Below are 19,025 nucleotides of genomic sequence, written 5' to 3' on the forward strand. Positions count from 1 at the left end.
TAGGCCGGAGGTGGAAGTGCGGTGACGCATGGAGCTGACCGGTACTAATAGGCCGAGGGCTTGTCTTCGAAGGTGCTACGCGTCCACTGTGCGGTTCCCAGCTGTATGGCCGGTCTGGGTTACTGGTTGTATAGTTGAATAGTGTTTCGGTGGTTTTGGCGAAGGGGAAACGCCCGGTCTCATTCCGAACCCGGAAGCTAAGCTCTTCAGCGCCGATGGTACTGCATGGGGGACTGTGTGGGAGAGTAGGACGCCGCCGGACTTACACAAAGTGTGGGGTTGCCTTTTTAAGGCAACCCCACACTTGTATTTGGGGACCTTGTAGCCGCTGCCTGCCTCCCCCGCCCGACTGCCGCGGTTCACTCNCCCGGGCGGGAGCCCCGTACATCCCCCGCGCGGCCCGCCCGTCCTCCGTCGACCCTGGCCGCAGTGGCACCCGTCGGATGGACGTCCTACTATCGGAAGTCAGAAGGCTGTCGGGCTGGGTGCGCCGGCCCGTCCGTTCTCCCCGGGGAGCCGCTCGATGTCATCCGACGCCCAGCAGGACGACGCCCAGCAGGACACGGCAGACCTCCACGTCCCCGTCCATCCGGTCCGCATCGTCACGGCGGCCGCGTTGTTCGACGGGCATGACGCGGCGATCAACATCATGCGGCGGCTGCTGCAGGCCCAGGGGGCGGAGGTCATCCACCTCGGCCACGACCGTGGCGTCGAGGAGGTGGTGACCGCGGCGATCCAGGAGGACGCCCAGGGCATCGCCCTGTCCTCCTACCAGGGCGGGCATGTCGAGTACTTCAGCTACCTCGTGGAGCGGTTGCGGGAACGCGGCGCGGGTGACATCCGTGTCTTCGGCGGGGGCGGNGGGGNGATCGTGCCGGCGGAGATCGAGCTGTTGCAGTCCCGCGGCGTCGCCCGGATCTTCTCCCCGCAGGACGGTCAGGCGATGGGCCTGGCCCGGATGATCAACACGATCATCGCCGGTTGCGACGTCGACCTCGCCGCGGACGGTCCGAAGCTCGAGGAGATCATCGCCGGCGAGCAGGGTGCGCTCGCTCGGNCGATCACGGTTCTCGAGGCCGATCGGGACGGCGAGCTTGCGGCGGCGCTGCGGGAGGAGGCCGGTCGGCGGCCGGCCGTGCCGGTGCTGGGCATCACGGGCACCGGTGGCTCCGGGAAGTCCTCGCTGACCGATGAACTGCTGCGCCGCTTCCGCCTCGACCAGGGCGACGCGCTGCGCATCGCGGTGCTGGCCGTCGACCCGAGCCGCCGGCGCGGCGGTGGGGCGCTGCTCGGTGACCGGATCCGGATGAACGCCCTGGGCGATTCCGGCGCCGGCGGGGTCTTCTTCCGGTCCCTGGCCACCCGGGCGGCGGGCAGCGAGGTCCCACCCTCGGTGCCGGGGGCGATCGCGGCCTGCAAGGCGGCCGGCTACGACCTGGTCATCGTCGAGACCCCCGGCATCGGGCAGGGCGACGCGGCGATCGTGCCCTACTGCGACGTCTCCCTGTACGTGATGACGCCGGAGTACGGCGCGGCCTCGCAGCTGGAGAAGATCGACATGCTCGACTTCGCCGACGTGGTCGCGGTGAACAAGTTCGAACGTCGCGGCGCCGAGGACGCCCGCCGCGACGTCGCCCGCCAGCTCGTGCGCAACCGGGAGGCGTTCGATCGGTCCTGGGAGGACATGCCGGTCTTCGGCACCTCCGCCGCACGCTTCCAGGACGACGGGGTTACCGCCCTCTACCAGCACCTTCTCGGCCTGCTCTGCGAGGTCGGCCTGGCGGCAAGGCCCGGCGTGCTGCCCGCCGTCGAGGTGCGGGCAGCCACCGGGCTGACGACCATCGTCCCGGCGGCCAGAGTGCGTTATCTGGCCGAGATCGCCGAGACGGTGCGCGACTACCACGCCGAGACTGAACGGCAGGCCCAGCTTGCCCGCCGCCGCGAGCACCTGACCACCGCACTCGACGCGGTGGGCGCCGCCTCGGCGGAGGCCGGCGCCCTGGCCGCCCTGCGCGACGAGGCGGACGCGGCCCTCGCGCCATGGGCGAGGGAGCTGCTCGAGCGGTGGCCGGCGATCGTGGCCGAGCGGCAGGGCGATCAGCTCTCCTACACGGTGCGCGGCACGGAGATCCGCACACCGCTGCGTCGTACGACCCTCGCCGGCACCCAGGTCTCCCGCGTCGCGGTGCCGGCCATCGACGACGACGCCCGACTGGTGCGGTTCCTGCGCCGGGAGAACCTGCCGGGGTACTTCCCGTTCACCGCGGGGGTGTTCCCGTTCAAGCGCGCGGGGGAGGCGCCGGCGCGGATGTTCGCCGGGGAGGGGGACGCGTTCCGGACGAACCGGCGCTTCCACTTCCTGTCCGCCGGGTCGCCGGCGACGCGGCTGTCCACGGCCTTCGACTCGGTCACCCTCTACGGTCGCGACCCGGCCCCCCGACCCGACGTCTACGGCAAGGTCGGCACCTCGGGTGTGTCGATCGCGACCCTCGACGACATGGCGGCCCTGTTCGACGGGTTCGATCTCGGCGCCCCGGCGACCAGCGTCTCCATGACGATCAACGGCCCGGCGCCGGCCATCCTCGCGATGTTCCTGACCACGGCGATCGACCAGCGGCTGGCCGCCTTCATCGACGAGCAGGGCCGCGAGCCGAGCGACGACGAAGCCGCCGAGATCACCGCCGGGGCGCTGGCCACCGTGCGGGGCACGGTTCAGGCGGACATCCTCAAGGAGGACCAGGGGCAGAACACCTGCATCTTCTCCACCGAGTTCGCGCTGCGGGCGATGGCCGACGTGCAGGAATGGTTCATCGAGCACAATGTCCGCAACTTCTACTCCGTCTNGATCTCCGGCTACCACATCGCCGAGGCCNGCGCGAACCCCATCACCCAGCTCGCCTTCACGCTGGCCAACGGATTCACCTACGTCGAGGCGTATCTCGCCCGAGGAATGCGGATCGACGACTTCGCGCCGAACCTGTCGTTCTTCTTCTCCAACGGGATGGACGCGGAGTACACGGTCATCGGGCGGGTGGCGCGGCGGATCTGGGCGGTCGCGATGCGCGAGCGGTACGGCGCCACGCCCCGTTCACAGATGCTCAAATACCACGTGCAGACCTCCGGCCGGTCACTGCATGCCCAGGAGATGGCGTTCAACGACATCCGCACCACCCTCCAGGCGCTGTGCGCGGTCTACGACAACTGCAACAGCCTGCACACCAATGCCTACGACGAGGCTGTGACCACGCCCACCGAGAGCTCGGTGCGCCGCGCGCTCGCCATTCAGATGATCATTGATGGGGAATGGGGGCTCGCCGCCAACGAGAACCCCATGCAGGGATCGTTCATCGTCGATGAACTGACCGACCTGGTCGAGGAGGCCGTGCTCGCCGAGTTCGAGCGGATTAGCGATCGTGGTGGTGTGCTGGGCGCGATGGAGACCGGTTATCAGCGGGGCCGGATCCAGGACGAGTCGATGCTGTACGAGCGCCGCAAGCACGACGGCACGCTGCCGATCATAGGGGTCAACACCTTCCTCGCCCCCGACCGCGCCGCCGGCGCCCCGGATCGCGCCGCCGACGCCGCCGGCCCCCTGGAGCTGGCCCGAGCCACCGAGAACGAGAAGCGTTCCCAGCTCACCCGCCTGACCGAGTTCCAGCGCCGGCACGCCGCCGACGCCGAGGCCGCCCTGACCGAGCTGCGCGCGGTCGCCGCCGGCACCGGAAACACCTTCGCGGCGTTGATGAAGGCGGTCCGGGTCTGCTCGCTCGGTCAGATCACCCAGGCGTTCTTCGACGTAGGTGGCCAGTATCGGCGCAATGTCTGACATTCCCCGACGGGGTGACGCCGCACGGTGCGCTGAGCGTGGCGACCCGTAATCTCCGCGTACGCATGAGTCTTTGCCTGCACGTGGCGTCCTGGGGTGCAATGGACGCCGGCCGTCATCTGGGCGGTCCCCGGCCCGCCGGTCGGGTGGGAGAGATCCCCTGAAGTGCAGGAGCGTCCAAGCCGTGGCCACCCCCAAACCGCTGCCCACCGATCCCATAGCGGAGGCTCACCGGCACTGGACCGCGCACGGCTGGGGCTCGGTGGCTGACGGGATGGCGGCGGTCACGTCGCTGATGCGCGCCCAGCAGATCATGCTGGCCAGGGTCGACGAGGTCCTGCGTCCGCTCGATCTGACCTTCGCCCGGTACGAGCTGCTCATGCTGCTGCTGTTCTCCCGCCGGGGCGCCCTCCCGCTGAACAAGATCGGGAGCCGGCTTCAGGTCCATCCGACCAGCATCACCAGCGCGGTCGACCGGCTGGAGGCCCGCGGCCAGGTCCGCCGCACCCCCCACCCCACCGATCGCCGGGCAATCCTCGCCGAGATCACCCAGGAGGGGCGGGCGACGGCGCTCGCCGCGACGGAGAAGCTCAACGACACCGTCTTCGCCGACCCCGGTCTGGGGGACGGGGGCGTGCGGACGCTCATCGACCTGCTCACCGACCTGCGCCGGGCGGCCGGTGACTTCTGAGCCGGCTCCGATCCCACTGCCGGTGACTTCTGAGCCGGCTCCGATCCCACTGCCGGCTCCGTTCCGGGTGCAGTGCGACCCCGGCCTCACGGTTCTGGCGCCGGCGTCCGCCGCCGCGGCCGCCGGTGGGATCGTGCTGCTCGGCGGGTCGCCGCTGCGGCTGATGGCGCTGTCCGCCCCCGGTGCGCGGGTGTTCGCGGCGCTGCGTGGGGGCGCCACGGTCGGTGCGGCCGGACCCGGCGCGGGGCTGTTGGCACGCCGGCTCGTCGACTCCGGTCTCGTTCATCCGCTGCCGCCGCGCCGCCCGGCGCCGGTGGGCACGGTCCCCGAGGTCCCCGAGGTCACGGCTGTCATTCCGGTCCGAGACGGGGCCGGGCGCATCGGCGCGCTGGTCGGCGCGCTGCGCGGGCAGTGCGCCGAGGTCGTCGTCGTCGACGACGGCTCCCTCGATGAAACCTCGGCCGAGGCCGCCGCGGCCGGCGCCCGGGTGATCCGGCACGATCGGGCCCGCGGCCCCGCCGCGGCGCGCACCAGCGGCGCCCGGTCGGCGCGCACCGAGGTGATCGTCTTCTGCGACTGCGACGTCCGGCCCACCGCCGACTGGCTCGACCGCCTCGTCGCCCACCTCGCGGACCCGGCGGTTGTCGCCGTCGCGCCGCGGGTCGCCTCCCCGGCGCCGCCGGCGTCGCGCGGCAGCCTGCGGGAACGCTACGAGGCGGGCCGTTCCCCGCTCGATCTCGGGCCGTGGCCGGCGGCGGTGCGCCCCGGGGGGCGGGTGTCGTACGTGCCGTCGGCGGCGCTGCTCATCCGGCGGGCGCACGCCGCGTTCGACCCGGCGCTGCGCTTCGGTGAGGACGTCGACCTGGTGTGGCGGCTCGTCGGCGCCGGCCACACCGTCCGTTATGAGCCGGCGGCGGTGGTGCACCACGATCCGCGGCCGTCCTGGCGGGCCTGGGCGCGCCAGCGCCACGGCTACGGCTCGTCGGCGGCGGAGCTTGCCCGGCGGCATCCCGGACCGCTGCGACCGGCCCGCGGGGCGGCGAGCGCGGTGGCGGCGGTGGGCCTGCTGGCGCTGCGCCGGGACCGGGGCGGGACCGCCGCGGTCGGCGCCCTGGCCGCGGGCTCGGTGGCGCTGACCACCGCCCGTCTCGCCCGCCGGCTGGGCCGCACCGACCGCCCGGGCCGCGCCGCGCTGGCCCTGACCGTCCGGGGGCGGCGCCACGCCCTGCTCGCCGCCGCCGAGACGTCGCGGCGCACCTGGCTGCCCCTGCTGGCCTGCGCCGGCACGCCAGGCCGGCTGGTCCTGGCCGCGGCGACGCTGCCGTTGGTGCACGAGTGGTGGGTGGCGCGCCCGGGGGTCGGCCTCGCACCGTATCTGCTCCTGCGCGTCGCCGACGACGCCGCCTACTGCGCCGGCGTCTGGTCCGGCTGCCTGCTGCGGGGTGACCTCGAACCGCTGATCCCGGCGCTGCCGTCCGTCCCGCGCCGCGGGCGGGCGGGCGGCCGCGGCGCGGGTGTGATCGGCGCGGCGACGCCGCCTGGCCGCGCGCGGCTACCCTCTACCGTGTGACCTATCTCGACCACGCGGCGACGACGCCGATGCGACCGGAAGCGCTCACCGCGTACGCCGCGGTGCTCGCCGACACCGGCAATGCCTCGTCGTTGCACGCCAGCGGCCGCCGGGCCCGCCGCATCGTCGAGGAGTCGCGCGAGACGCTGGCCGACGTGCTGGGCGCCCGGCCGTCCGATGTGGTGTTCACCGGCGGCGGCACGGAGGGTGACAACCTCGCGCTCAAGGGCCTGTACTGGGCGCGGCGGCGGGCCGAGCCCGCCCGGCGCCGGGTGCTGGTCAGCGCGGTCGAGCACCGGGCGGTGCTGGACACCGTGCAGTGGCTGGGCGCCGAGCAGGGCGCCGAGGTGGAGCTGCTCGACGTCGACGCCGCCGGCATGGTGCACCCGGACACCCTCGCCGTCGCCCTCGAGCGCGATCCCGCCGCGGTGGCCCTGGTCTCGGTGATGTGGGCGAACAGCGAGGTCGGCACGGTCGAGCCGGTCGCGGAGCTCGCCGCCGTCGCGCATCGGCACGGGGTGCCGTTCCACACCGACGCGGTGCAGGCGTTCGGCCAGATCCCCGTCACGGTCGGCGAGGAGGGGCCCGACGCCATCACCGTCAGCGCCCACAAGATCGGCGGGCCGGTCGGGGTCGGCGCACTGGTGGTGCGCCGCGGCCTCGTGCTGGAGCCGTTGACCCATGGCGGCGGCCAGGAACGCGACATCCGCTCCGGGACGTTGAACACCGCCGGGGTGGCGGCGTTCGCGGCCGCGGCGGCGACCGCCTGCGCCCAGGCGCCGCGTGAGGGTGCCCGGCTGGCCGCGTTGCGCGACGACCTTGTCCGTCGGGTCCAGGAGAAGGTGCCGGGAGCGGTGCTCAACGGCGCCCCGCTGGGTGGTCCGCAGCGGCTGCCCGGCAACGCCCATCTCACGTTCCCCGGCTGCGAGGGGGATTCGCTNCTGATGCTGCTCGATGCGCGCGGCATCGAGTGTTCGACCGGTTCGGCCTGCTCGGCGGGAGTAGCCCGGCCCTCGCACGTGTTGCTGGCCATGGGGGCCGGCGAGGAGCATGCGCGGGGATCGCTGCGCTTCTCGCTGGGCCACTCGTCGCGCGCTGCCGACGTGGACGCGCTCGTCGAGGCGATCGGGCCGGTGGTGGAGCGGGCGAGCCGCGCGGGCGCGCTCGCGGGGATGACCGGCGCCTGATCCGCGCCGCGTGCGCGGCGCCGCCGGAGGGTTCTGGGAACCGGATGGTTCCGGGGAGGGGCAGGTCTGATGCGGGTGCTCGCCGCCATGTCCGGCGGGGTCGACTCCGCCGTCGCCGCCGCGCGGGCAGTCGACGCCGGGCACGACGTCACCGGCGTCCATCTCGCCCTGTCCCGTTCGCCCGAGTCGGACCGGACCGGCGCCCGGGGCTGCTGCACGTTGGAGGACGCCCGCGACGCGCGCCGCGCCGCGGACGTGCTGGGCATCCCGTTCTACGTGTGGGATCTGGCCGAGCGGTTCGAGACCGAGGTCATCGACCAGTTCGTGGAGTCCTACGCGGCGGGACGCACTCCCAACCCGTGCGTGCGCTGCAACGAGCGGATCAAGTTTGCCGCGGTGCTGGACCGGGCGCTCGCCCTCGGCTTCGACGCCGTGGTCACCGGCCACCACGCCCGCCTCGACCTGGACGGCACGCTGCGCCGATCCGTCGACCCCGCCAAGGACCAGTCCTACGTGCTCGGCACGCTGCGGCCCGAGCAGCTCGGCGCGGCGCGTTTCCCGCTGGGCGACTCCACCAAGGCGCAGGTGCGCCGCGAGGCGGCCGCGCGCGGGCTGGCCGTCGCCGACAAGCCGGACAGCCACGACATCTGCTTCATCTCCGGCGGGGACACCGGCGGCTGGCTGCGGGAGCGGATCGGCTCGCGGCCCGGGCCCATCGTCGACTCCAAGTCCGGGCAGACGCTCGGCGAGCATGATGGGACCTTCGCCTTCACCGTCGGTCAGCGCCGCGGGCTTCGCCTGGGGCACCCGGCGCCGGACGGGCGCCCCCGCTACGTCCTCGACATCTCCCCGGTGACCTCGACGGTCATCGTCGGCCCGGCGGAGGAGCTCGACATCCGCCGGCTGGTCGCCGACCGGGCGGCCTGGCCGCACGAGGGCGTGGTGACCTGTCAGGCCCAGGTTCGGGCGCACGGCGGGGTCGTGGCCGCCGAGGCCGAGGCGCGCGGCGACGATCTCGTCGTCACCCTCGCCGCCCCGGTGCGCGGGACGGCGGCGGGTCAGGCCGTCGTGCTCTACGACGGCGACCGGGTGCTCGGAGGGGGGCACATCCGCGTCACCGCCGCGTGAGCGGCCGGCGGGGCTGGGTGGGGCGCCGGGTGCCGTCGGCCACAATGGCGGGATGAGTTCCGATGAGCACTGAGGCCGGCCCCGCGCCGCTGTGGCCGGCCGGCGCGGCCACCGGGGTGGGTTCGCTGCCGGGCACCGACCCGGTCGAGGCTACGAAGTCGGTGTTCGACGAGCTGCCGGACCTGCCGCACCTGCCGGAGCTGCCGGCCCGTGGGCCCGGCGCCGCGATGATCGGCCGGTCGGCGGCGATCCTGCTCGACCTGCCCGTCGACCTGCAGCCGGCCGGCTGGCGGTTGGTGCCCCGGCCGGGCCTGGACCTGCGCCGTTCCCGGGATCTGCTCAGGTGGGACCTGGACGCGTTGACCGAGGTCGCCGCCGGTTACTCCGGGCCGCTCAAGGTCGCCGTGGCCGGGCCGTGGACGCTGGCCGCCGAGCTCGAACTGCCCCGCGGGCACAAGGCGCTGTCCGACGCCGGCGCCACCCGGGACCTCGCCGAGGCGCTCGCCGCCGGTCTGGCCGACCATCTCGGCGACATCGCCCGCCGGGTTCCGGACGCGCGGCTGGTCCTCCAGCTCGACGAGCCGTCGCTGCCGCTGGTGCTGGCCGGCCGGGTGCNCACGCCCAGCGGCTTCTCGGTGGTGCCGGCCGTCGAGGAGGGCCTGGTGGTCCAGCGGCTGCGCGCACTCGCCGACGCCACCCGGGCGCTGGCCGGCGTCGCCGGGGTCGGCGTGCACTGCTGTGCGGCGGACGTGCCGCTGGCCGCGCTGCGCGGCGCCGGGATGGACTTCGTCGGGCTCGACGCCGCCCTGCTGACCCGCGCCCAGGACGACGCCGTCGGCGAGCTCGTGGAGGCCGGGGTGCGGCTCATCGCGGGCCTGGTGGCCACCCGCGGCGGAGCGGCGAATCTGTCGGACGTCCGCCGTACCGTCGAACCCGTCACTGCACTGTGGAGCCGGCTCGGATTCCGGCCCGAACAGCTTGGGGAGGTGGTCGCCGTGGCACCCGCGTGCGGCCTTGCGGGATTCGGTGTCGACGAGGCCAGGGCGGTCATGCGGCACTGCCGCCGGGCGGGCCGCGTCCTGGTCGACGCGCCGGCATGAGCGCGCCACTGGGCTCCGGTGACGTGGCGGCCGTCGCGGCCGCGGCTGCGGCGAAACCGACCGTCGCCGCTTCCGTCGCGGACCGGTCCCGCGCCGCCGAGCTCGCCCGCGAGCTGGACGAGCACGCCTACCGGTACTACGTGCTGGACTCGCCGACCGTCTCCGACGCCGAGTACGACCGGCTGATGCGTGAGCTCACCGCGATCGAGGAGCGCCACCCCGATCTGCGCACCCCGGACTCGCCGACGCAGAAGGTGGCCGGGTCGTACTCGACCCTGTTCACCCCGGTCGAGCATCTCGAGCGGCTGCTGTCGCTGGACAACGTTTTCGACGACGACGAGTTCCACCTGTGGGCCGCGCGCGCGGCGCGGGAGACCGAGGTCGACGGCTGGCTGTGCGAGCTGAAGATCGACGGGCTCGCCGTCGATCTCGTCTACGCCGACGGCCGGCTCGTGCGCGCGGCGACCCGCGGCGACGGGCGCACGGGGGAGGACATCACCCCCAACATCCGCACGCTGGCGAGCGTGCCGACCCGGCTGCGCGGGGCGGGCGTGCCGGAGCTGCTGGAGGTCCGCGGCGAGGTCTTCTTCCCCACCGAGAAGTTCGCCGAGCTCAACGCGTCACTGGTGGCCGGCGGCGGCAAGCCGTTCGCCAACCCGCGCAACGCCGCCGCCGGGTCGCTGCGGCAGAAGGATCCCCGGGTCACCGCCACCCGCCCGCTCGACATCATCGTGCATGGGCTNGGGGCGCAGCGCGGGTTCGACGCCCCCTCCCAGTCCGCGGCCTACGCCCGGTTCGCCGAGTTCGGTCTGCCCGTCTCGACCCACTTCGAAGTACTGGCGTCGGTGGCCGACGTGCTGGCGTTCATCCACCGCTGGGGGCGGGGCCGCCACGACGTCGAGCACGAGATCGACGGGGTGGTCGTCAAGGTCGACGCGTTCGCGTTGCAACGGCGGCTGGGGTCGACGTCGAAGGCGCCGCGGTGGGCGGTGGCCTTCAAGTACCCGCCCGAGGAGGTCACGACGAAGCTGCGCGACATCCGGGTGAACGTCGGCCGCACGGGCCGGGTGACCCCGTTCGGCGAGCTCGAACCGGTGCTCGTCGCCGGCTCCACGGTGGGCCTGGCGACCCTGCACAACGTCGACGAGGTCGGCCGCAAGGGCGTCCTGATCGGCGACACGGTCGTGCTGCGCAAGGCCGGCGACGTGATTCCGGAGATCGTCGGCCCGGTCGTCGACCTGCGCGACGGCACCGAGCGTGCCTTCGTCATGCCCACCCACTGCCCCGAGTGCGGCACCGAGCTGGTGCGCCCCGAGGGCGAGGTGGACATCCGCTGCCCGAACACCGTCTCCTGCCCGGCGCAGCTCCGTGAGTCGATCTTCCACATCGCCTCGCGGGGCGCGCTGGACATCGACGGCCTGGGCTACGAGACGGCGATCGCCCTGCTCGAGGCCGACCGGGTCGGCGACATCGGCGACATCTTCCACCTGACGCCGGAGTCGTTCGAGGGGCTGCGCGGCTTCGGCCAGAAGAAGATCGACCAGATCCTGCGCGGCGTCGAGGCGGCCCGCCACCGGCCGCTGTGGCGGCTGCTGGTCGGCCTGTCCATCCGCCACGTCGGGCCGACCGCGGCGCGTGCGCTCGCGCGGGAGCTGCGCTCGCTCGACGCGATCGCCGCCGCCCCCGCCGAGCAGCTCGCCGCCGTCGAGGGCGTCGGTCCGAAGATCGCCAGTGCGGTGGTGGACTGGTTCGCCGACGCCCGCCACCGTGACATCGTCGCCCGCATCGCCGCCGGTGGCGCGTCGCTCGCCGACGCCGGGGCCGAGGAGGGCCCCCGCCCGCTCGACGGCGTCGCGGTGGTCATCACCGGGACGCTCGAGGGCTGGAGCCGGGACTCGGCGACCGAGGCGGTGCAGGGCCGCGGGGGNAAGGTCACCGGTTCGGTGAGCAAGAAGACGGCCTTCGTCGTCGTCGGCGCCGATCCGGGGGCGGCCAAGTACGACAAGGCGCGCAGCCTCGGCGTGCCGGTGCTGGACGAGGCCGGGTTCGCCGTGCTGCTCGAACGGGGCGCGGACGCCGCGCGCGAGCGGGCCGTGCCCACCGACGCACCGAATGCGCAGGATGCCCCGGATGACGTCGGCGCCCGCCAGACGGCGCAGGCGGCGGACGACGCCCTGCCGGGGTGACCCGGGGCGGGGTCGACCCGGGGCGGGGGATGGCGGGCGCGCGGGCCGTCCCGTCAGGGGCGGTCCGTCCTGCTCAGGCTCGCCGCGATGCCGGCGAGGTGAGCCAGCCGCTCGATCTCGGAGGGTCGGAAGACCGGGCCGCCCGGGCGGCCGATGAGAATGACCAGCCGATCGCAGCCGACGGGCGCCGCGGCGAGCTCCATGCTGACCGCCTCCCAGCGAGGCGGGAAGGTGCCCTCGTCCGGCCCGATCCGCCGCGCACGGTCCAGCGGCAGCCAGGGCAGCGGTAACCGGACCCGTTCGGGCACCCCGAGGTCGTCCCCGCCGAGGGTGGGCGCGCCGACCGAGGTCTCCCGCACCCGCACGTCGCCCGCACCGACGTGTTCGAGCAGCACCGCCCAGTCGGCGTTGAACACGCCCGGGGCCAGCTCCGTCAGGGTCGCCGCGGCGTCGATCGGCCGCTCGGTCAGCGCGTCGACGAGGTCGAGGTCGCTGGCCACGCCGCCGCCGTCCGCAAGGAACGGGCGCAGCGACTCGACGACCACCCCCGGCACCGAGTGGGCCGCGCTCATCGCCCGATCCGCGAGTCCGCCCGGCGGCAGCATGACGAGCAGGTCGTCCACCNCGCCGGCGGCGGTGNGCTCCACGACGGTGACGCTGACGATGTCGATGCCGGCGGCGCCCAGGGCGGTGGCGACGGCGCCGAGGGTGCCCGGGCGGTCCGGCAACACGACACGCAGCAGGTACGACATGTAGTTGAGCATGCACAAAGAGTGTGTCGTCGGCATGGCCGACCGGTCACGCCGAGATGACGCGCCGCGCCGATGCCTGCCTGGTCAGGGGCCCGGCGGGCGGTGCCGGCCGAGCGGCCGCCGCCACCGCGGGGTCGGCTCGGCCGGCAGGTCGGCGGGCGGGGTCCGTCCCGGTCGTGCCGCGGCCCGTACCATGACATGACGTCGACGCGGCGAAGCGTCCGGTCCGGTTCTCCCCCCGCGGCCAGCCTCCGGGCGGCCCGGAGTCCCCGGCTTTCCCGGCTGCCGCCCGCGGCACGCACGACCAGTCACGGGCCTCGCGCCCACCGCCCACGAAGGGGCCACACGCCATGGGGATCACGCGGGACGAGGTAGCCCACCTCGCCCGGCTGTCGCGGATGTCGGTGACCGACGACGAGCTGGACGCGCTGGCACCGCAGCTCGAGGCGATCCTGTCGGCGGTCGCCCGGGTCTCCGAGGTCGCCGCGGCGGACATCCCGCCGACCAGTCACGCCGTGCCGCTGACGAACGTCTTCCGCCCGGACGTCGCCCGCCCGTCGCTGACCGCCGCCGAGGCCCTGGCCGGCGCCCCCGCCACCGAGGACGGCCNCTTCCGGGTGCCCCGCATCCTTGATCCGGACGAGTGAGGTCGCCGCCCGCATGACGGACCACCCAACACCTTCCCCCACGACCACTCCGGCCGCCGCGGCCGACGTCGTGCACCTGACCGCCGCGGCCACGGCGGCGGCGATCGCCGCCGGCGAGCTGAGCGCCGTCGAGGCGACCCAGGCCGCGCTCGACCGCATCGCCAAGGTCGACGACACCATCCACGCCTTCCTCCACGTCGACCCCGAGGGCGCGCTCGCCGCGGCCCGCTCCGTCGACGAGCGCCGGGCCGCCGGGGAGCGGCTCGGCCCGCTCGCCGGGGTGCCGCTGGCGCTCAAGGATGTCCTGACCGCCCGCGGGATGCCGACCACCTGCGGCAGCCGGATCCTCGAGGGCTGGCACGCGCCCTACGACGCGACCGTGGTCAGCCGGCTGCGCGCGGCGGACGTCGTCCTGCTCGGCAAGGTCAACATGGACGAGTTCGCGATGGGTTCCTCCACGGAGAACTCGGCCTACGGGCCGACGCGCAACCCGTGGGACACCACCCGCATCCCCGGCGGCAGCAGTGGCGGCAGCGCGGCGGCGGTCGCCGCCTTCGAGGCGCCGCTGGCGATCGGCACCGACACCGGCGGCTCCATCCGCCAGCCGGCCGCGGTCTGCGGGCTGGTCGGGGTGAAGCCCACCTACGGCGGCGTGAGCCGCTACGGCCTGGTCGCCTTCTCCAGCTCGCTGGACCAGGCCGGTCCGCTGGCCCGCACCGTCACCGACGCGGCGCTGCTGCACGCCGCGATCGCCGGCCACGACCCGCTCGACTCCACCAGCGTGGACGTGCCGGTGCCCGCGGTGGTCGAGGNGGCGGGCCGGCGCGACATCCGCGGCCTGCGGGTCGGCGTCGTGCGGGAGCTCGCCGGCGAGGGCTACGACCCGGGGGTGCAGGCCGCCTTCGCCGCCGCCGTCGAGACGCTCACCGACCTCGGCGCCGAGGTCGTCGAGGTGAGCTGCCCGCACTTCACCTACGCGCTGGCGGCCTACTACCTGATCGCGCCGAGCGAGTGTTCGTCCAACCTGGCCCGCTTCGACGCGATGCGGTTCGGGCTGCGAGTCGGCGACGACGGCCAGGNCGGCGCCGAGGAGGTCATGAGCCGCACCCGCGAAGCCGGCTTCGGCCCGGAGGTGAAACGGCGGATCATCCTCGGCACCTACGCACTGTCCTCGGGCTACTACGACGCCTACTACGGCCAGGCGCAGAAGGTCCGCACGTTGATCAGCCGGGACTTCGCCGCCGCGTTCGAGCAGGTCGACGTGCTGGTCTCGCCCACCACCCCGACCCCGGCGTTCCCGCTCGGGGCGAAGGTCGACGATCCGGTCGCCATGTACCTGTCGGACCTGTGCACCATCCCGTCGAACCTGGCCGGCGGCCCGGCGATGAGCCTGCCGGCGGGCCTGGCGGACGGGCTGCCCGTGGGCATCCAGATCATGGCGCCGCCGTTCGCCGACGACCGGCTCTACCTGGTCGGTGGGGCGCTGGAGGAGGCGCTGGACGCCCGGCGCGGCCATGCGCTGCTCGACGAGGCCCCGGCACTGTGACCGGCCAGGAGGTGCGGACCGGCCAGGAGGTGCGGACCGGCCAGCAGGTGCGGACCGGGCCGGGGACGGGGCAGCACGGCGGGGGTCTGCGATGGTGAGTCTGCGCAGCGGGCGGCAGGACCGTCTGCTGGTCGTCGTGGTCTGGCTGCTGACCGTCGTGGTGCTGGGCCTCGGCATCGCGACGGTGAACCCGATCCTGCTCGTCTGGGGCGTGCTGGGCCTGCCGGCCGCGGTGTTCCTCAGCTACGTGCACCTGCGCGACACCCGCCCGCCAGCCGGACCCGGTGGATCCGGTGGACCCGGTGGCGCCGAGACCACCTCCGCCGAGCCCGGCTCCGCCGACGATTCGTCGTCATGACCGGCCGACCCGCGCATCCAGCGACCCACGAGGAGTACCCCCGGTGAGCACTGCGGCTCCCGCCAGCGCGCTGCCCTCCTACGCCGACGCGCTCGCCCGTTACGAGCCGGTGATCGGGTTGGAGACGCACGTCGAGCTCGGCACCGTCTCCAAGATGTTCTGCGGCTGCCCCACGGCGTTCGGCGCCGAGCCCAACACCCAGGTCTGCCCGGTCTGCCTCGGCCTGCCCGGCGCCCTGCCGGTGGTCAACGAGGCGGCGGTGCGTTTCGCCGTCATGATCGGCCTCGCGCTGCACTGCGACATCGCGTCCTGGTGCCGGTTCGCCCGCAAGAACTACTTCTACCCGGACATGCCGAAGAACTTCCAGATCAGCCAGTACGACGAGCCGCTGTGCACGGACGGCTGGCTCGACGTCGAGATCGACGGCGAGGTGCACCGGGTTGGGATCACCCGCGTGCACATGGAGGAGGACACCGGCAAGTCACTGCACGTCGGCGGCGCCACCGGGCGCATCCACGGGGCGACCCACTCGCTGGTCGACTACAACCGGGCCGGGATCCCGCTCGTCGAGATCGTCACCGAGCCCGACGTCCGCTCGCCGGAGGTGGCCCGCGCCTACGTCGACGAGCTGCGCGAGCTGATCCNCGCTCTCGACGTGTCCGACGTGCGGATGGAGCAGGGCTCGCTGCGCTGCGACGCGAACGTCTCGCTGCGCCGCCGCCCCGCCCCCGGTGAGCCCGACGCCCCGTTCGGCACCCGCACCGAGACGAAGAACCTCAACTCGTTGCGGTCGGTGGAGCGGGCCGTGCGCTACGAGATCACCCGCCAGGCCGGCCTGCTCGACGACGGCGAGCGGATCCTCCAGGAGACCCGCCACTTCGACGAGGCCTCCGGGCGGACGTCGCCGGGCCGGTCCAAGGAGGAGGCGANCGACTACCGGTACTTCCCGGAGCCGGACCTGACCCCGCTGGCGCTGCCCGCGCAGTACATCGACGAGCTGCGCGTCGGCCTGCCGGAGCTGCCCGCGGCGCGCCGCACCCGGCTCATCGCCGAGCACGGCTACACCGCGCGGGACCTGACCGACATGCGCAACGCCGGGGTGCTGGACCTGGTGGAGCAGACCGTGGCCGCCGGGGCGACCCCGGCGGCGGCGCGCAAGTGGTGGCTCAACGAGCTGGCGCGTCGCGCCGCCGATGCCGGTAGCCAGCCGAGCGACCTCGCGATCAGCGCGGCCGACGTCGCGCGGATCACCGTGCTCGTCGCCGGCGGCGAACTCACCGACGCGCTCGCCCGCAAGGTCATCGACGGCGTGCTGGCGGGGGAGGGCACCCCGGACGAGGTCGTCGCCGGGCGCGGCCTCGCCGTCGTCGCGGACGACGGGGCGCTCACGGCGGCGGTCGACGCCGCCATCGCCGCAGCACCGGACATCGCGGAGAAGGTCCGCGGCGGCAAGGTCAACGCCGTCGGCCCGCTGGTCGGCGCGGTGATGAAGGCGATGAGGGGCCAGGCGGACGCGGCGAGCGTGCGCGGCCTGCTGCTGGAGCGCCTCGGCGCGTCCTGATCGGCGGGGCGTTTCCGGCAGAGCTGGCGGGCACGCATCCCGGGCGGATGGAGCGGCACCGGCGCCCGCCGCGCCTGCACCGGCGCGCCGCCACGCCAGGTCCTGCCCCTCGTCGGCTGACCGCGGTCCGTCCGCCGGGCCGCCTGCGCGCCGATACCCCGGGCTCCGGGGACGCGGTCCAGGGCCGCCCCGGACCGGATCGGGCGCCGGATATGATCGCCATCGCGGTGTTTGCGGAAAACCTGGCCGCTAATCCTCATGCGGGGGATACGGCCTGGTTGGGCGTAGTCATCCGGGTTCGGGGTATCAGCCGGGGTGCCGAAGGTTGCCCCGGCGTGACCTGGGCCCGGGAAGACCACGTTTTCCTTCCGTGTCGGACCCGCGTGTCGAGTTGCCGACGCCGACCGGCGCGTCGGGTGCGCAGTGCCGGGGGCCTTCGTAGGGTGGGTCTCCGATCGGGCAGTCGTCTGCGAGGGGAGGCGTCTCGTCATGCCCCTCACTCCGTCCGGATTCACCGCGTCGACCTCGCGCCGTCGTGGCCGCGGCCGGCGGCGGGCGATCATCGCCGCCGTGGTGGTCGTCGTCCTGGCCGCCGGCAGCGGGGTCGGCTACGTGCTGAAGAACCGGTCCGACGCGCGGGCGGCCGACCACCGGGCCCAGGCCGCGGCGGCGGCCTACCTCGCCGCCTGGCGAACCCTGACCACCACTGGCGGGACGGCGACCAGCACCCCGGCCGGCGCGGCGCCCCCGGCCAGCGCCGCCCCGGCCAGCGCCGCCCCGGGTGGCGGGAGCGGTGCGGCGGCGACACCGGCCGCGGCCGGGGCGGGGGCCACCGGGTCGGCCGCGGCCAGCGGCCGTGACGGAGCCGGTCGGGCCGCGGTGAGCGCGGTGACCGTGCCCGGCAGCATCGACGTCGCGGCCCTGCTGACCACGATGGCCGACGTGCGGGACCGGCTGCTGGTCACCGGGGCCACCTTCACCCCGGGATCGATCGACCGCAACGGCAAGGCGGCGAGGGCGCCCTACGCGGCCCGGCTCGACCTGTCCGGCCTGCCGGCGCCGCTGGAGTACGCGGGCGTGCTGAACCTCGTCGACACCGGCCGGGGGTGGAAGGTCCGGGCGGAGCCGGCGTCCGTGCATCCCGCCCTGCGCCCCGGGCTGCACCTGGACCGGACCGCCTCGACCGGCCACCGCGGCGACCTGCTCGCCGCCGGCGGCCAGCCGCTGCGCGACTCCGGGGACCTCGCCGGCAACCTCGTCGGCCGGACCGACCCGCTGTCCGGGCTGCAACGCGTCTACGACGACCGGCTGCGCGCCCAGGGCGGTGCCGTCGTCGTGCGCGACGCGCGGGGCGCCACCGTCCAGACGCTGCACACCTACCCGATGACCGACGGCGAGTCGGTCCGGACGACCCTCGACCTGCGGGTCCAGCAGGCCGCCGAGACGGCGCTCGCGACCGCCGCCCGACCCACCGCGGCGATGGTCGCCATCGACACCCGCACCGGCGGCGTGCTGGCGCTGGCGAACCACCCGCCGAGCGGGGCGAGCCGCGCCGTGCGCGGCAAGTACCCGCCGGGCTCCACCTTCAAGATCGTGACGGCCACCGCCGCACTGATGAACGGCAAGGCGGCGAACACCCCGCTGGACTGCACCCAGACGGTCAGCGTGGGCGGGCGGACCTTCCAGAACGCCGAGTCCGAGCAGTTCGGGCCCATCCCGCTGCGGACCGCCTTCGCCAAGAGCTGCAACACCGCCTTCATTCGGCTGGAGGAGTCGCTGCCGTCCGACGCCCTGGAGAAGGCCGCCCAGCTCTACGGCTTCGACGGCCAGGCGCCGCTGGACATCGCCAGCGTCGGGGGGAGCTTCCCGACCCCGCGCGACTCGGTCGAGTCCGCCTCGGCGTCGATCGGACAGGCCCGCATCGAGGTCTCGCCCCTGCAGATGGCGAGCGTGGCGGCGGCCGTCGCCAGCGGCACCTGGCGCCAGCCGTTCGTCGCCGGCCAGCCGGCGCGCAGCAACGCCATCCCGCCCGCGGTGCTCCCGCCGTTGCGGGACTTCATGCGGGCTGTCGTCACCGAGGGCACCGCCGCGAGCGTGCCGATGCCCGGCGAGGTCTACGGCAAGACCGGCACGGCCGAATACGCCGACGGCGACCCGCCGCCCACCCACGCCTGGTTCGTCGGTTACCGGGGTGACGTGGCCTTCGCCGTCGTCGTCGAGGACGGCGGCTTCGGCGCCGAGACGGCGGCCCCGGTCGCGGCCCGCTTCCTGACCGCCCTCGACGGGGGCGCGGTGGCCGCGCCCGGCTCCGGCGGTCGCTGATCCCGCTCCGCCCGCCGGGCGGCCTGGCCGACTCTGCCCGCCCGCCGGGCGGCCTCGCAGACCCCCTGCCGGCATCCCCCGTGACCCGCCGGCAGGGTCGCCGGGTCGGCCACCTGCGGTCGCTGCTTGACGTACGGCCCGATCTCCGGCA

The 19,025-nt window shown here is 74.3% G+C and carries 10 protein-coding genes, 1 rRNA gene and 15 pseudogenes; 24 read left to right on the forward strand and 2 right to left on the reverse strand.

The window, feature by feature from the left end; translation table 11 throughout:
* Positions 1–145: 145 nt before the first annotated feature.
* From rrf to FF86_RS58570, 15 genes and pseudogenes are all read left to right on the forward strand, one after another.
* Positions 146–262 (forward strand): 5S ribosomal RNA (gene rrf / locus FF86_RS26820).
* 261 nt (positions 263–523) lie between these two features.
* The coding region (locus tag FF86_RS58520; protein ID WP_242419690.1) for a cobalamin-dependent protein at positions 524–861 on the forward strand (338 nt) is incomplete at its 3' end.
* A gap of 6 nt (positions 862–867) precedes the next feature.
* Positions 868–1,057 (forward strand): annotated as a pseudogene (locus FF86_RS58525) (hypothetical protein); the annotation flags it as partial.
* Between the two features lies 1 nt (position 1,058).
* A pseudogene (locus FF86_RS58530) lies at positions 1,059–2,843 on the forward strand (methylmalonyl-CoA mutase family protein); the annotation flags it as partial.
* Between the two features lie 30 nt (positions 2,844–2,873).
* Positions 2,874–3,826: pseudogene (locus tag FF86_RS58540) on the forward strand (methylmalonyl-CoA mutase family protein); the annotation flags it as partial.
* A gap of 184 nt (positions 3,827–4,010) precedes the next feature.
* Positions 4,011–4,517 carry a MarR family winged helix-turn-helix transcriptional regulator gene (locus FF86_RS26830; protein WP_044886242.1) on the forward strand — a complete coding sequence of 169 codons (507 nt, stop codon included), beginning with the start codon at positions 4,011–4,013 and terminating at the stop codon, positions 4,515–4,517.
* Between the two features lie 22 nt (positions 4,518–4,539).
* Entirely contained in the window at positions 4,540–6,087 is a 1,548-nt protein-coding gene (mftF, locus tag FF86_RS26835) for a mycofactocin biosynthesis glycosyltransferase MftF (RefSeq protein WP_052681203.1), read from the forward strand.
* The coding region (locus FF86_RS26840) for a cysteine desulfurase family protein (RefSeq protein WP_242419691.1) at positions 6,084–7,027 on the forward strand (944 nt) is incomplete at its 3' end. The genes mftF and FF86_RS26840, both read left to right, overlap by 4 nt.
* Position 7,028: 1 nt before the next feature.
* A pseudogene (locus FF86_RS58545) lies at positions 7,029–7,274 on the forward strand (aminotransferase class V-fold PLP-dependent enzyme); the annotation flags it as partial.
* Between the two features lie 69 nt (positions 7,275–7,343).
* Complete coding sequence (gene mnmA / locus FF86_RS26845) at positions 7,344–8,402, forward strand: tRNA 2-thiouridine(34) synthase MnmA (RefSeq protein WP_044886239.1); 1,059 nt, start codon at positions 7,344–7,346, stop codon at positions 8,400–8,402.
* 62 nt (positions 8,403–8,464) lie between these two features.
* Positions 8,465–9,017 (forward strand): annotated as a pseudogene (locus FF86_RS58550) (methionine synthase); the annotation flags it as partial.
* A 1-nt stretch (position 9,018) separates the two neighbouring features.
* A pseudogene (locus FF86_RS58555) lies at positions 9,019–9,502 on the forward strand (methionine synthase); the annotation flags it as partial.
* Positions 9,499–10,244, forward strand: a pseudogene (locus FF86_RS58560) (NAD-dependent DNA ligase LigA); the annotation flags it as partial. The pseudogenes FF86_RS58555 and FF86_RS58560, both read left to right, overlap by 4 nt.
* A 1-nt stretch (position 10,245) precedes the next feature.
* Positions 10,246–11,429, forward strand: a pseudogene (gene ligA, locus FF86_RS58565) (NAD-dependent DNA ligase LigA); the annotation flags it as partial.
* Position 11,430: 1 nt separating this feature from the next.
* Positions 11,431–11,688, forward strand: a pseudogene (locus FF86_RS58570) (BRCT domain-containing protein); the annotation flags it as partial.
* Positions 11,689–11,741: 53 nt separating this feature from the next.
* On the opposite strand, the gene FF86_RS68580 reads toward FF86_RS58570, so the two are convergent.
* The coding region (locus FF86_RS68580) for an amino acid-binding protein (RefSeq protein ID WP_242419692.1) at positions 11,742–12,312 on the reverse strand (571 nt) is incomplete at its 5' end.
* 16 nt (positions 12,313–12,328) lie between these two features.
* Positions 12,329–12,440 (reverse strand): annotated as a pseudogene (locus FF86_RS58575) (ACT domain-containing protein); the annotation flags it as partial.
* 350 nt (positions 12,441–12,790) lie between these two features.
* Here FF86_RS58575 and gatC point away from each other — a divergent pair.
* The 9 genes and pseudogenes from gatC to FF86_RS26885 form a co-directional block, all read left to right on the forward strand.
* Positions 12,791–13,049: Asp-tRNA(Asn)/Glu-tRNA(Gln) amidotransferase subunit GatC (gene gatC, locus FF86_RS26865; RefSeq protein ID WP_255355939.1), on the forward strand; the 259-nt coding region annotated here is incomplete at its 3' end.
* A gap of 51 nt (positions 13,050–13,100) precedes the next feature.
* The coding region (locus FF86_RS58580; protein ID WP_242419693.1) for an amidase at positions 13,101–13,899 on the forward strand (799 nt) is incomplete at its 3' end.
* A 1-nt stretch (position 13,900) separates the two neighbouring features.
* Positions 13,901–14,166 (forward strand): annotated as a pseudogene (locus FF86_RS58585) (amidase family protein); the annotation flags it as partial.
* Between the two features lies 1 nt (position 14,167).
* Positions 14,168–14,633 (forward strand): annotated as a pseudogene (locus FF86_RS58590) (amidase family protein); the annotation flags it as partial.
* A gap of 91 nt (positions 14,634–14,724) precedes the next feature.
* The gene (locus tag FF86_RS26875) at positions 14,725–14,991 is read left to right on the forward strand and encodes a hypothetical protein (protein WP_044886234.1); all 267 of its coding nucleotides are present in this window, start codon (positions 14,725–14,727) and stop codon (positions 14,989–14,991) included.
* Between the two features lie 43 nt (positions 14,992–15,034).
* Positions 15,035–15,635 (forward strand): annotated as a pseudogene (locus tag FF86_RS58595) (Asp-tRNA(Asn)/Glu-tRNA(Gln) amidotransferase GatCAB subunit B); the annotation flags it as partial.
* 1 nt (position 15,636) lies between these two features.
* Positions 15,637–15,920, forward strand: a pseudogene (locus FF86_RS58600) (Asp-tRNA(Asn)/Glu-tRNA(Gln) amidotransferase GatCAB subunit B); the annotation flags it as partial.
* A gap of 1 nt (position 15,921) precedes the next feature.
* A pseudogene (locus FF86_RS58605) lies at positions 15,922–16,552 on the forward strand (Asp-tRNA(Asn)/Glu-tRNA(Gln) amidotransferase GatCAB subunit B); the annotation flags it as partial.
* 489 nt (positions 16,553–17,041) lie between these two features.
* Complete coding sequence (locus FF86_RS26885) at positions 17,042–18,874, forward strand: penicillin-binding transpeptidase domain-containing protein (RefSeq protein ID WP_044886232.1); 1,833 nt, start codon at positions 17,042–17,044, stop codon at positions 18,872–18,874.
* The last annotated feature ends 151 nt before the right edge of the window (positions 18,875–19,025 follow it).

Source organism: Frankia sp. CpI1-P, assembly GCF_001421075.1.
Classification (GTDB): domain Bacteria; phylum Actinomycetota; class Actinomycetes; order Frankiales; family Frankiaceae; genus Frankia; species Frankia torreyi.

Coding starts and splice junctions, on each gene's coding strand:
- mnmA (WP_044886239.1), top strand. CDS start 7,344: ATGCGGGTGCTCGCCGCCATGTCCGGCGGGGTCGACTCCGCCGTCGCC.
- FF86_RS26875 (WP_044886234.1), top strand. CDS start 14,725: ATGGTGAGTCTGCGCAGCGGGCGGCAGGACCGTCTGCTGGTCGTCGTG.
- FF86_RS26885 (WP_044886232.1), top strand. CDS start 17,042: ATGCCCCTCACTCCGTCCGGATTCACCGCGTCGACCTCGCGCCGTCGT.